11 protein-coding genes and 1 riboswitch are annotated in these 12,112 nt (G+C 73.4%); of the genes, 6 read left to right on the top strand and 5 right to left on the bottom strand.

Features of this window, described 5'->3' with window-relative positions:
• The first annotated feature begins 47 nt into the window (after positions 1-47).
• From AOM05_RS00410 to AOM05_RS00390, 5 genes are all read left to right on the top strand, one after another.
• The gene (locus tag AOM05_RS00410; RefSeq protein ID WP_062518658.1) at positions 48-1,439 is read left to right on the top strand and encodes a SpoIID/LytB domain-containing protein; all 1,392 of its coding nucleotides are present in this window, start codon (positions 48-50) and stop codon (positions 1,437-1,439) included.
• 65 nt (positions 1,440-1,504) lie between these two features.
• Positions 1,505-2,041: a GNAT family N-acetyltransferase gene (locus AOM05_RS00405; RefSeq protein ID WP_062518657.1), complete on the top strand. Its 537-nt coding sequence runs from the start codon at positions 1,505-1,507 to the stop codon at positions 2,039-2,041.
• A 65-nt stretch (positions 2,042-2,106) separates the two neighbouring features.
• Positions 2,107-2,195: riboswitch (ZMP/ZTP riboswitch) on the top strand.
• Between the two features lie 51 nt (positions 2,196-2,246).
• Entirely contained in the window at positions 2,247-3,539 is a 1,293-nt protein-coding gene (gene glyA, locus AOM05_RS00400) for a serine hydroxymethyltransferase (RefSeq protein WP_062518656.1), read from the top strand.
• Positions 3,539-4,420 (top strand): bifunctional methylenetetrahydrofolate dehydrogenase/methenyltetrahydrofolate cyclohydrolase, encoded by an 882-nt coding sequence (locus AOM05_RS00395; RefSeq protein ID WP_062518655.1) that lies wholly within the window; start codon positions 3,539-3,541, stop codon positions 4,418-4,420. The genes glyA and AOM05_RS00395 overlap by 1 nt, the downstream gene beginning before the upstream one ends.
• 172 nt (positions 4,421-4,592) lie before the next feature.
• On the top strand, positions 4,593-5,393 hold the full coding sequence (locus tag AOM05_RS00390) for an exodeoxyribonuclease III (RefSeq protein WP_062518654.1): 801 nt from the start codon (positions 4,593-4,595) through the stop codon (positions 5,391-5,393).
• A gap of 45 nt (positions 5,394-5,438) precedes the next feature.
• On the opposite strand, the gene AOM05_RS00385 is transcribed toward AOM05_RS00390, so the two are convergent.
• Positions 5,439-6,665 (bottom strand): galactokinase, encoded by a 1,227-nt coding sequence (locus AOM05_RS00385; protein WP_062518653.1) that lies wholly within the window; start codon positions 6,663-6,665, stop codon positions 5,439-5,441.
• Between the two features lie 122 nt (positions 6,666-6,787).
• Between AOM05_RS00385 and AOM05_RS00380 the strand changes: the two genes are divergently transcribed.
• Positions 6,788-7,333: a hypothetical protein gene (locus tag AOM05_RS00380; protein ID WP_062518652.1), complete on the top strand. Its 546-nt coding sequence runs from the start codon at positions 6,788-6,790 to the stop codon at positions 7,331-7,333.
• Between the two features lie 199 nt (positions 7,334-7,532).
• Here the strand turns inward: AOM05_RS00380 and AOM05_RS00375 are convergent, their stop codons facing one another.
• The 4 genes from AOM05_RS00375 to AOM05_RS00360 form a co-directional block, all read right to left on the bottom strand.
• Positions 7,533-8,657: an Mrp/NBP35 family ATP-binding protein gene (locus AOM05_RS00375; RefSeq protein ID WP_062518651.1), complete on the bottom strand. Its 1,125-nt coding sequence runs from the start codon at positions 8,655-8,657 to the stop codon at positions 7,533-7,535.
• 64 nt (positions 8,658-8,721) lie between these two features.
• Positions 8,722-9,249, bottom strand: a complete 528-nt coding sequence (locus tag AOM05_RS00370) for a DUF1003 domain-containing protein (RefSeq protein WP_062518650.1) — start codon at positions 9,247-9,249, stop codon at positions 8,722-8,724.
• Positions 9,242-10,543, bottom strand: coding sequence for a magnesium transporter MgtE N-terminal domain-containing protein (locus AOM05_RS00365; protein WP_062518649.1), 1,302 nt, complete (start codon positions 10,541-10,543; stop codon positions 9,242-9,244). The genes AOM05_RS00370 and AOM05_RS00365 overlap by 8 nt, the downstream gene beginning before the upstream one ends.
• A 54-nt stretch (positions 10,544-10,597) precedes the next feature.
• Complete coding sequence (locus AOM05_RS00360; RefSeq protein WP_062518648.1) at positions 10,598-12,037, bottom strand: pyridoxal phosphate-dependent decarboxylase family protein; 1,440 nt, start codon at positions 12,035-12,037, stop codon at positions 10,598-10,600.
• Between the last annotated feature and the right edge of the window lie 75 nt (positions 12,038-12,112).

Genomic DNA, 12,112 nt, shown 5'->3' with positions numbered 1-12,112 from the left:
CGTCGCCGCCCCCTATGTTCCGGTCACGGCCGCGGGAGGCCCTCAGCATGCAGTCATCCACGGCCCTCCGGGTCCTCCGTCGCGGTGCCGCGGTGAAGGTCGCGGCGCTCGCCTCGCTGGTGCTCGCCCTCGCGGCGAGCCCCGCCGGCGCCGCGCCCGCCGCCGCGCCCGCCGCCGCGAGCGCCACGCCCGCCGCCGCGAGCGCGTCGCCCGACGTCCCGGCCACCTTCACCGTGAAGGGCGCGGGCTACGGGCACGGCGTGGGCATGCCGCAGTACGGCGCGCAGGCGATGGCTGTCGCCGGCCGCGGCGCCGTCACGATCCTCCGCACGTACTACAAGGGCACCAACGTCGCCTGGGTCGACGCAGGCAAGGATCTCCGGGTCGGGATCTTCGGCTCGGGAACGGACGCCCGCGGATCCGTCGACCTGGTGGCGACCGGCCCCTGGCGCCTGAGGTTCGTCAACGGGTCGGGCGCCACCGCGCACACCACGTGGACGGGCACCGCCGGCGAGGTCCTCCATGTGACCCGCTCGGGCACCACCGTCAAGGTCACGCGCAACGGCGGCAGGAGCGCCGTCGCGACCGGCCGGGTGAGGTTCGACTGGGCGGGCACCCGCTACTACCGATCCGGCTTCGCCGCCGCGACGACCGTCTCCCTCCGCAAGGCGGGCAGGACGGCCTCGGCTACGCACGGCACCTACCGTCACGGCCGCCTCGTGATCTCGGTGCCGGCGGCCGGCTCCCCGCAGCGCCTCACCGTGGTCAACCAGCTGAGGCTCAACTCCGAGTACCTGTACGGCATCGCCGAGATGCCCTCGTCGTGGCACACGTCCGCGCTCCGGGCCCAGGCCATCGTGGCGCGCGGCTACGCGCTGCGCGCCTACGATGCCGGGATCAAGGCGGGCTGCGACTGCCACCTCTACGACGACACCCGCTCCCAGAACTTCACCGGCTGGCGCAAGGAGAGCGAGGGCACGGACGCGTACTACGGCAAGCGCTGGGTGGCCGCGGTCGACGGCACGCGCAGCGGCTCCAGCGGCCGCGTGGTCCGCCATCAGGGCGCGATCGCGCAGACGGTCTACTTCTCGTCGTCCGGAGGCCAGACCGAGAACAGCGAGGACATCTGGTCGGCGGAGGTGCCCTACCTGCGTGCGGTCGACGATCCGTGGTCGCTGAAGACCACCATCTCGAACCCCTGGCGCGCCTGGTCGCAGACCCTGACGCAGGCGCAGGCGAGCGCGGCCTTCGGGCTGCCCGACGTGGTGTCGATCGCGATCACCGCGCGCACCGCCGGCGGGTCGGACGCGGCGGTCACGCGGGTGAGGGCGACCTCGTCCACCGGTGCGACGGCTGTCCTCACCGGCGCCGAGACCATCCGGAGCAGGCTCGCGGCGGGCACGTCGCCCTGGATCCACCGGTTCGTCGCGAACTCCTGACGGATCGGCACCGCCGTGCGTCGCGTCGTGCGCCTCGCGTGGGGACGTCATGCCAGGATGGAGCCATGAGCGAGGGCGACCAGATCAGGATCGACGTGGTGACCACCGCGGACGCGGGCGAGCTGCTGACGCTGCGCCGGGCGGCGTTCGTGTCGGAGGCGCAGATCTTCAACGATCCCAACATCCCGGCGCTCACGCAGACGCTCGAGGAGCTGATCGTGGACCTCCAGTCGGAGGACGTCGTCACGCTCGGCGCCTGGGCGGGTCACCGTCTCATCGGGTCCATCCGCGTGGGCATCGAGGGCGGCAAGGCGACCATCGGCCGCCTCGCGGTCGCGCCCGACCAGCAGGGCCAGGGCATCGGCACGCAGCTCCTGTTCGCGGTCCTGGGCCACCTGCCCGAGGACACCAAGGAGGTCTGGGTCTTCACCGGCCAGAACTCCAAGCACAACATCTCGATGTACAACAAGGCCGGCTACGAGCACCAGTTCGACCAGGTGGCCGGCGACCTGACCTACGCCTACCTGCGCAAGGTCCTCGAGGCCGGCGCGATCGTCGACGACGAGGACGACGAGGACGAGGTGGTCCGCGGGGAGAACTAGCCGGGACGATGCGGGGGTCACCCTTCGCACGAACCCGGGCGGCGCATCGTCCCGCGTTGCTAGACTGACCGCGCCGCAACTGGCGCAGTGGGCTCACCCACGGGGAGCGGCAAGGAGATCTCTCGACTGCTGGTCGCACGCCTGGGCCACTGGTCACCGGAAGCAAGGTGCCGGCGACCCCGCCGGCGGACAGACAAGGACAGTCATGACGACAGACTCCAGCGCCACCGCAGCGGTGATGAACGCCACGCTGCAGGACTTCGACCCCGAGATCGCCCAGGTGCTCGACCGCGAGCTCGGCCGCCAGCGCGACTACCTCGAGATGATCGCGTCCGAGAACTTCGTGCCGCGCTCCGTGCTGCAGGCCCAGGGCTCGGTGCTCACGAACAAGTACGCCGAGGGTTACCCGGGCCGCCGCTACTACGGCGGCTGCGAGGAGGTCGACGTCGCCGAGTCGATCGCGATCGAGCGCGCGAAGGCGCTGTTCGGCGCCGAGTACGCGAACGTCCAGCCCCACTCGGGCGCCACCGCCAACGCCGCGGTGCTGCACGCCCTCATCAACGCCGGCGACAAGATCATGGGCCTCTCGCTCGCCCACGGCGGTCACCTCACGCACGGCATGAAGCTCAACTTCTCGGGCCGCCTGTACAACGTCGCGGCGTACGGCCTCGACGAGCAGACCCACCGCGTCGAGATGGACAAGGTGCGCGAGCAGGCCCTCGCCGAGCGTCCCGACGTCATCATCGCCGGCTGGTCGGCCTACCCCCGCCACCTCGACTTCGCCGCGTTCCGCTCGATCGCGGACGAGGTGGGCGCCAAGCTGTGGACCGACATGGCGCACTTCGCCGGCCTGGTCGCCGCGGGCCTGCACCCGAGCCCCGTGCCGCACTCCGACGTCGTGTCGAGCACCATCCACAAGACCCTCGGCGGCCCCCGCTCGGGCCTCATCGTGTCGCGCGACACCGTGCTCGCGAAGAAGCTCAACTCCGCGGTGTTCCCCGGCCAGCAGGGCGGCCCGCTCATGCACGTGATCGCAGCCAAGGCCGTCGCGCTCAAGGCGGCCGGCGAGGCCGAGTTCAAGGAGCGCATGGAGCGAGTCCTCGAGGGCGCGAAGATCATCGCGGACCGCCTCACCGCCCCCGACGCGATCGCCGCGGGCGTCAACGTGGTCACCGGCGGCACCGACGTGCACCTGGTGCTCGCGGACCTGCGCAACTCTCCGCTCGACGGCCAGCAGGCCGAGGACCTCCTCCACGAGGTCGGCATCACGGTCAACCGCAACGCCGTCCCGTTCGACCCCCGCCCGCCGATGGTCACCTCGGGCGTGCGCATCGGCACCGCGGCGCTCGCCTCGCGCGGTTTCGGCGCCGAGGAGTTCACCGAGGTCGCCGACGTCATCGCCACCGCGCTCAAGGGCGGCGCCGACATCCCCGCCCTTCGCGCCCGCGTCGCGAAGCTCGCGGCGGACTTCCCGCTGTACGAGGGCCTCGCCCAGTAATGGCGCCCCAGAAGCTCGACGGCAAGGCCACCGCGGCCGCCATCAAGTCCGAGCTCGCGTCGCGCGTCGCCTCCCTGGCGGCGCGCGGCGTGACGCCGGGACTCGGCACCCTGCTGGTCGGCTCGGACCCGGGTTCCACCTGGTACGTGGCCGGCAAGCACGCCGACTGCGCCGAGGTGGGCATCGCCTCCATCCGTGAGGACCTGCCCGAGACCGCGACGCAGGAGGACATCGAGGCCGCGGTCGCGCGCCTCAACTCCGACCCCGCGTGCACGGGCTTCATCGTCCAGCTGCCGTTGCCGGCGGGCATCGACACCAACCGCGTGCTCGAGCTCGTCGACCCGGACAAGGACGCGGACGGCCTCCACCCGACCAACCTGGGCCGCCTGGTGCTGCGCATCTCCGAGGACGTCGAGTCCAGCCTGCCGTGCACGCCCAAGGGCATCATCGAGCTGCTGGTGCGGCACGGGATCTCGCTCAAGGGCAAGGAGGTCGTGGTCGTGGGCCGCGGCACCACCGTGGGCCGCTCGATCGGGCTGCTGCTCACCCGCAAGGACGTCAACGCGACCGTGACGCTGTGCCACACCGGCACCGCCGACCTCGCCTTCCACACCCGCAAGGCGGACGTGGTGATCGCCGCGGCCGGCGTGCCCGGGATCGTCACCGGCGACATGGTCAAGGACGGCGCCGTGCTGGTGGATGTGGGCGTCTCGCGCGTCACCGACCCCGAGACCGGCAAGTCCCGGGTGGCCGGAGACATCTCGCCGGAGGCCCGCGAGAAGGCGTCCTGGTACTCGCCCAACCCCGGCGGCGTGGGTCCCATGACCCGCGCGATGCTGCTGGCCAACGTGGTCGAGTCCGCGGAGCGCGCGCTGGGCTGACCGTCGCGTCGAATCCGGGTGACCGCGCCCGCGGCCGATCCTGCATGCAGGACTGCCGGTCGAACTATTCGACATGCGAGCTGCGCCGACCCGTATGCGGGACCCATCGTAGGTTGGTCCTGCATACGGGTCGGCACCCGCGCTGTCGGCGGGACCGGGTAGCGTCGTCGCCATGAGAATCGCTTCCGTCAACGTCAACGGCGTGCGCGCCGCCGCCAAGAAGGGCATGGGCGGCTGGCTCGCCACCGCGACCCCCGACGTGGTCTGCCTCCAGGAGGTTCGCGCGCCCCTCGACATCACCGCCCCGCTGCTGGGCGAGGGCTGGCACGTGGTCGAGCAGCCATGCGAGATCAAGGGCCGCGCCGGCGTCGCGATCGCCTCGCGCACCCCGCTCACGGACGTGGTGGCGGGCGTCGACGCGCTCGGCGGCGTCACCGGCGAGCCGGTGCACACGGGCCGCTGGATCGAGGGCACCGTCGAGTCGCCCTCCGGCCCCGTCCGCGTGGTCTCCGTCTACCACCACTCCGGCACCGCAGGCACGCCCTCGATGGATGACAAGTACGCGCTGCTCGACGCCGCGACCGCCCGCATGGCGGCCCTGCGCGCCGCCTACGAGCACGTGGTGGTGATGGGCGACATCAACATCGCCCACACCGAGAACGACATCAAGAACTGGAAGGGCAACCTCAAGTCCGCCGGCTTCCTCCCAGAGGAGCGCGCCTACCTGGACCGCTGGATCGAGGCGGGGTGGGTGGACGTCCACCGCACGCTCGAGGGTCCCAAGCCCGGTCCGTACACGTGGTGGTCCATGCGCGGCCAGGCCTTCGACAACGACGCGGGCTGGCGCATCGACTACCAGCACGCCTCGCCGGCCCTCGCGGCCAAGGCGACCGCGGTGCGCGTCGACCGCCAGGCGTCCTGGGACTCCCGCTGGACCGACCACGCGCCGCTCGTGGTGGACTACGCGCTGTAGGCGACCCGCGCATCGTCCCTCCTACCGGGGACGATGCGCGGCACGTCAGACCAGCAGGTAGCGCGGGCGGGGGATGGCGTACGTGTCGAACACGGCGTCGACGGCGCGCGCGACCTGGTCGAGCTGCGTCGTGCGGACCAGCGCGACCGCGCAGCCGCCGAACCCCGCGCCCGCCAGTCGCGCGCCCAAGGCGCCCGCCTCCATCGCGGCCTCCACCGCGATGTCGAGCTCGGGCGTCGAGGCCCCGAAGTCCGAGCGCAGCGACCGGTGCGACGTGAGCATGAGGGCGCCGATCTCGGTGAAGCGGTCGTGCGCGGGGCCGAGCCCGGCGAGCTCCGCCACCGTCTCCCGCACGCGCTGGTCCTCGGTGACGATGTGCCGCGCGCGCCGGTGCACCGTCGGGTCCGCGATGTCCCGCACCCGCGCGAGCGCGCCGGGCTCGTCGGCGAGGGCGCGCAGCGACGGCACTCCGAGCGTGGCGGCGGCGAGCGACGCGTCCCTGCTGCGACGCGAGTACGCCTCGCGCCAGCCGGGGTCGCGGGCGCCCGTGTCGACGAGCAGCAGCCGTAGCCCGTAGTCGGGGAAGTACAAGGGGTAATGGGTGAGCGCGGGCGGCACCTCCGCGAAGTCGAGCAGCACGGCCTCCCCGTCCTGGCAGCGGAGCACCGTGTGGGTGTCGAGGCGTCCGCACGGGAAGCCCACGTACGAGTTCTCCGCCTCCCAGCACGCCTCCGCGAGCTCGATCGCGCCCGCCTCCGTGTCGAGCGCGAGCCCCCACGCCGCCTCGCATGCGTGCGCGACGGAGGCGGTGAGCGCGGCAGAGGAGCCCAGGCCGGCGCTCGGCGGGAGGCACGAGTCGATCGCGAGGTCCAGCCCGGTCACCGGGTAGCCGCGCTCCTCGAGCGCCCAGATGACGCCGGCGACGCGCGACGGCCAGCCGTCGTCGCCGGGCGAGAGCGCGTCGAGCGCACCCTCCCATCGCGCGCCCGGGCCGCGGACCGCGTCGCCCTGCGCGGTCACCACCCGCAGCGCCTGATCCTCGCGGCGGCGCACCGCGACGAACGTGCGGGCCGCGGTCACCGTCGCGAGGGTGAGCCCCTCGCTGTAGTCGGTGTGGTCGCCCACGATGGTGAGCCGCCCCGGCGCGGACACGATCGCGTCCGGCTCGCCCCCGAAGTGCTCCCCGAACAGCGCGCGGGCGCGGTCCGCACCCTCGTCCAGGCTCCAGGGCTCGAGCCAGCGAGGCGCCTCGTCGTCCGGGGACGCGGTCACGCCGCCATTGTGCCAGCGCGCGTGCCGGTGTGCCGGGCCATGCGCCGGGGGAGCAGCCGCGCCGCGCGTGCCGCCCGCCGCGCCGCGCGTGCCAGAATGCAAGGGACAGCCGAGGAGGAGCCATGGCCCGCGAGTCCGCACCCGAGCCGACGGGACCGGAGGAGCCCGCCGGCGCATCGTCCCTCCCGCCGGAGGCGCCGCGGCAGGAGCCGCCCTCGGTGCTGGAGCGGGTCCGCCGCAACCGCGTGGGCGCGCTCGCCGCGGGGCTCGGCGTGGCCGTGGTGGTCGCGCTGCTGCTTGCGATCCTGGTCCCCGGCGAGCCCAACCTCTACGCGAGCGCACTGCTGGGCCTGCTGGTGACCGCCGCGGTGGGCTTCACCGTGCGCTACCTGGCCGTCGACCGCGGGTGGGCGGGCCAGGGTGCGGCGTTCCTCGCGACAGTGATCGGCGTCCACCTCATGGGCGTGACCGGGACCCTCAACGGCCTCGGGTCGGGGCGCGGCGCCGGCCGCGGCATGATGGCGCAGCTGGGGTTCAGCGGGATCGGCTTCGACGACGCGCTGCTCGCCGCGCTCGCGACGCCCGCCGTGTCGACCGGCGGGGTGCTCGCGGGGCTGGTGGCCGCGGTGATCGTCGGCTGGGGCCCGCGCGACCGCGACCGCGGCTGAGCCCCTGGGCCCCCTGGGTGGTTCGGGACAACCAGTCCTCGATATTCCGTGCGGAGCCGCGTTTCGGGACACTCAGTCCCCCAGACGCCTGGAGGCACTGGGTCGCTTGGAGGCTTCTGCGCGATGCGAGGACTGAGCGTCCCGAACAAGCGCTCGGACGCGCGAACGGAGGACTGAGCGTCCCGAACCGACGTGTCAGCTAGCGCTTGACGGGCGTCACGCCCAGCGACCGGCCCGCGAGGCCGCGCTGGCGCGACGTGAGCCGGCGCGCGACCGCACGCAGCGCCTCCGCCGCGGGCGAGGTCGGGTCGGAGACCACCACGGGCGTGCCGTTGTCGCCGGCCTCGCGCGCGGTGATGTCGAGCGGGATCTGGCCCAGCAGCGGCACGTCGGTGCCCAGCACGGAGGACAGGCGCCCGGCCACGGTCTGACCGCCGCCGGACCCGAACACCTCGAGCCGCGTGCCGTCGGCCTGCTCGAGCCACGCCATGTTCTCGACCACGCCGACCACGGACTGCGAGGTCTGCGTCGCGATGGCGCCGGCCCGCTCCGCGACGCCCGCCGCGGCGGACTGCGGGGTGGTGACCACCAGGATCTCGGCGTGGGGGAGCAGCTGCGCGACGGAGATCGCGATGTCGCCGGTCCCGGGCGGCAGGTCGAGCAGCAGCACGTCCAGGTCGCCCCAGAACACGTCGGCGAGGAACTGCTCGATCGCGCGGTGCAGCATGGGGCCGCGCCACACCACGGGCTGGCCCTCGGGCACGAACATGCCGATCGAGACGGCCTTGACCTCGTGCGCGATGGGCGGCAGCAGCATGTCGTCGAGGCGGGTCGGCTGGCCCTGCACGCCCAGCATCCCGGGGATCGAGAAGCCGAAGATGTCCGCGTCGAGCACGCCCACCTTCAGCCCGTCCTGCGCCATCGCGGCCGCGAGGTTCGCGGTGACGGTGGACTTGCCCACGCCGCCCTTGCCGGACGCGATCGCGTAGATGCGCGTCATGTTGCCCGGCTGGGTGAACTGGATGACGGGCTCGGGCTTGCCGCCGCGGAGCTTGGAGCGCAGCTCGAGGCGCTGCTCCTCGCTCATCACGCCCAGCTCGATGCGGACGTCGCTCACGCCCTCGACGCCGCGCGCGGCGGCGTCCACGTCCGTGGTGATCCGCTCGCGCATGGGACAGCCCTGCGTGGTGAGGTCGATGCCGACGACGGCGACGTCCCCCTCGAGGTCGACCGAGCGGACCATGCCGATCTCGGTGATGGGGCGGCGGATCTCGGGGTCGATCACCTTCGCCAGGGCGTCGCGGATGAGCTCTGCGGTAGGCATGGGGTCAATCGTAGGCGGTCCCGGGACCGCCGCCTCCCGCGGCCCGGGTGGACGATGCGTGGGTTCAGCGGGCGCGACGGGTGGGCTTGCGGTGGTCGTCGTCCTGATCGTCGGACTCGTCCTCGGCCCGCAGCTCCTCGAGCAGCGCGCGGAGCTCCGAGCGCACGAAGTCGCGCGTCGCGGTCTCGCCGAGCGCCTGACGCAGGGCGGCGACCTCGCGGGCCAGGTACTCGGTGTCCGCGAGGGAGCGTGCGGCCTGCTGACGGTCCTGCTCGGCGGCGACGCGGTCGCGGTCGTCCTGGCGGTTCTGCGCGAGCAGGATGAGCGGCGCGGCGTACGACGCCTGGAGCGAGAGCATGAGGGTGAGCAGGGTGAAGCCCAGCGCCGCGTCGTCGAAGCGGAGGGGCTCGGGACCCCACGAGTTCCAGCCGAGCCACGCGGCGCAGAACAGCGTGAGCCACAGCAGGAAGCGCGGGGTGCCGAGGAAGCGGGCGATGCCCTCGACCACCACGCCGGCGCGGTCGGGGTTCGAGGGACGGCGTCGGAACAGGCCGCGGTCGGCGCCCTTGGGGCGGTCGAGACGGTCAGCCACGGGCGACCCCCTCCACGGCGGGCTCCTCGGTGTCGTCCTCGTCCATGTGCTCGCGCCAGTCGCTGGGCAGCAGGTGGTCGAGGACGTCGTCGATGGAGATCGCGCCCACCAGGCGGTGGTCATCGTTCACCACGGGCAGCGCGAGGATGTCGTAGGCGGCCATGCGGCGCGCCACCACGGAGAGGTGGTCGCCGGGATGCAGGGGCGCGATCGCGGGGTCGACGAAGTTCCCGATCGAGTCATGAGGGGGCTCGCGCAGCAGGCGCTGGATGTGCACGAGGCCGATGTAGCGGCCCGTCGGGGTCTCGAGCGGCGGGCGCACCACGAAGACCATCGAGGCGAGGGCCGGCGGCAGCTCGTTCTTGCGCACCAGCGCGAGGCACGTCGCCACCGAGGTCTCGGGGCCGACGATGACGGGCTCCGTGGTCATGAGGCCGCCCGCGGAGTCGTCCTCGTAGCCGAGCAGCTGCTCGACGTTGCGCGCGTCCTCCGGCTCCATGAGCTCGAGGAGGGCGGCCGCCTGCACCGCGGGCAGGTCGCCCAGGAGGTCGGCGGCGTCGTCGGGGTCCATCGCCTCGAGGACGTCGGCAGCGCGCTCGGACTGAAGCGTCGACAGGAGGACGATCTGGTCCTCCTCGGGCATCTCCTCGAGCACGTCGGCGAGGCGCTCGTCGTCGAGCGCCGCGGCGATCTCCGCGGAGCGCGACGGGCTCATCTCCATCAGGGCGGCCGCGAGGTCCGCGGGCTTGTGGTCCTCGAAGGCCTCGATGATCATCGACGCGCCCTGGTTCTTGTCGCGCGTCGACAGGCCGGTCACCTGGTCGACGTCGACCACCAGGGCCTCGCCGCGACGCGAGAACCCGAGGACGCCCTTGCGCCGCTCGGCGCGCCGGACATACAGCTTGGTGAGCCGCCACGTCTTGGTGCGGTCCTGCTCGATCGCGATGTCCTCCACGTACGCCGTGCTGCGGTCCTCCTTGAGCTTGACCGACCGCTCGAACAGCTCGGCGAGCGCGAGGGACTCGCCCGGACGCGCCTTGAAGCGGCGCAGGTTGATCACGCCGGTGCAGATCACCTGCCCGGGGTTGATCGCGGTGACACGGGTGAGGGGCATGAAGACGCGGCGGCGCCCCGGCACCTCGACCACGAGGCCCACGGCGGTGGGCGGGGTGCCGCCGGTACGGCGCACGACGACGACCACGTCCCGGACGCGGCCGACCTCGTCGCCGATGGGATCGAAGACCGGGGTGCCCGCGAGGCGCGCGATGTAGACGCGGTCGACTGCGGTGCTCATGGGCTCAGCGTAGCCCCGCGAGCGGGCCCGGTCGGGGAGGCGGCGGGGAGGACCTCAGCCCCGCACGCGTTCCCACGCGCCGAGCAGCGCGGCCGCGCTCACCTCGACGTCGTCCCTGGTGGTGGCCTGGTCGGACACGGAGATCCGCATGGCGCGGCGGCCCTTCCAGGTCGACGCACCCGCCCACATGGTGCCCTCGCGCTGGGCGGCGCCGATGACCGCGTCCGTGATCGCGGCGTCGCCGGGCGCTCCCGGCTCGCGACCGAACGCGACCAGCACCTGGTTGAGCGCCACCGGCGCGAACAGCTCGACGCCGGCGCCCGCGAGGATGCCCGCGAACGTCCGCGCGTGGCCGCACGTGCGCTCGATCAGGTCAGCGACCCCGTCGCGCCCGTTGGCCGCGAGCATCGCCCACGTCTCGATCCCGCGCGCCCGCTGCGACATCTGCAGGCCCAGCTGCATGAGCGGACGCGCGTCCTCGCTCGCGACGTAAGCCGCCTGCATCGCGGTCGCCCGCTCGAGGTCGGCACGCTCGCGCACGATCGCCACGCCCGAGTCGTAGGGCACGTTGAGCCACTTGTGGGCGTCCGTGCCCCACGAGTCCGCGAGCTCGACGCCCGCGACCTGGTGGCGCAGCTCGGGGGATGCCGCCGCCCACAGGCCGAACGCGCCGTCCACGTGGACCCAGCCCCCCGCATCGTGCACCCGCGGGATGATCGCCCCGAACGGGTCGGACGCCCCGGTGTTGACGTTGCCCGCCTGGAGGATCACCAGGGTGAGGGCGTCGATGTCGGTGGGGAGGGCGTCGGCGCGCGCGGCGCCGCGCTCGTCGGTGGGGACGGTCTCGATCCGGCCAACCCCGAGGCCGGCGAGGCGCGCGGCCTTGAGGATCGACACGTGCGCCTCCTCGCCGGCGATGACGCGCACCGGGGGCGCGCCGAAGAGCCCGCGCTCGTGGACGTCCCAGCCGGCGCGCGCGAGCAGGGCGTCGCGCGCGACCAGGATCCCGGTGAGGTTCGCGAGGGTGGCACCCGGCGTGAACGTGGCGGTCGCCGTGCGCGGCAGCCCGAGCAGGTCGACCACCCATCCGGCGGCAACCTCGTCCAGCACGGACGCGACAGGCGAGCCGACGGGGAGCGAGGGGTTCTGGTCCCACTGGCCCGCCAGCACCGCGGCGGCCGCGGCTGCGTTGTCGACGCCGCCGTTGACGAACCCGAAGAACCGGCCCTGCGCCTGCGCGACGGTGGCGGGCGAGCCGAAGGCGTCCAGCTCGGCGAGCACCTCGCGCGGGTCGATGCGGCCGTCCTGCAGGGGCCGGCGGAACACGTCGAGGGCGGCGACCGCCTCGGGCCCGGGCGCGACGGGACGATGCGCGGCGCCGGCGAGGTACGAACCCGCCCTTCGCGCGGCCTCGGTGACGAGCGCGATCCGCTCGCGAGTGGCGGCGAGCGCGCGGGGGCTGGTGAGGGCCGGGGTGAGGTCGACGGGGCTCATGACCCCAGCCTCCGACGACTGGCCCCCTGTCGGAAGGGCCGCTCGGGGTGCCACTGGCACTTGCCTGAGGGTGCC

It is taken from the genome of Demequina silvatica (assembly GCF_000971215.1).
In the GTDB taxonomy this organism is placed as follows: domain Bacteria; phylum Actinomycetota; class Actinomycetes; order Actinomycetales; family Demequinaceae; genus Demequina; species Demequina silvatica.
This window is presented reverse-complemented; position numbering and strand designations above follow the sequence as displayed.

What these genes read in the sequence shown, in the direction of transcription:
- AOM05_RS00390 (WP_062518654.1), top strand. Translation starts at nt 4,593, where the DNA reads ATGAGAATCGCTTCCGTCAACGTCAACGGCGTGCGCGCCGCCGCCAAG.
- AOM05_RS00380 (WP_062518652.1), top strand. Translation starts at nt 6,788, where the DNA reads ATGGCCCGCGAGTCCGCACCCGAGCCGACGGGACCGGAGGAGCCCGCC.
- AOM05_RS00395 (WP_062518655.1), top strand. Translation starts at nt 3,539, where the DNA reads ATGGCGCCCCAGAAGCTCGACGGCAAGGCCACCGCGGCCGCCATCAAG.
- glyA (WP_062518656.1), top strand. Translation starts at nt 2,247, where the DNA reads ATGACGACAGACTCCAGCGCCACCGCAGCGGTGATGAACGCCACGCTG.
- AOM05_RS00410 (WP_062518658.1), top strand. Translation starts at nt 48, where the DNA reads ATGCAGTCATCCACGGCCCTCCGGGTCCTCCGTCGCGGTGCCGCGGTG.
- AOM05_RS00405 (WP_062518657.1), top strand. Translation starts at nt 1,505, where the DNA reads ATGAGCGAGGGCGACCAGATCAGGATCGACGTGGTGACCACCGCGGAC.
- AOM05_RS00365 (WP_062518649.1), bottom strand. Translation starts at nt 10,543, where the DNA reads ATGAGCACCGCAGTCGACCGCGTCTACATCGCGCGCCTCGCGGGCACC.
- AOM05_RS00360 (WP_062518648.1), bottom strand. Translation starts at nt 12,037, where the DNA reads ATGAGCCCCGTCGACCTCACCCCGGCCCTCACCAGCCCCCGCGCGCTC.
- AOM05_RS00375 (WP_062518651.1), bottom strand. Translation starts at nt 8,657, where the DNA reads ATGCCTACCGCAGAGCTCATCCGCGACGCCCTGGCGAAGGTGATCGAC.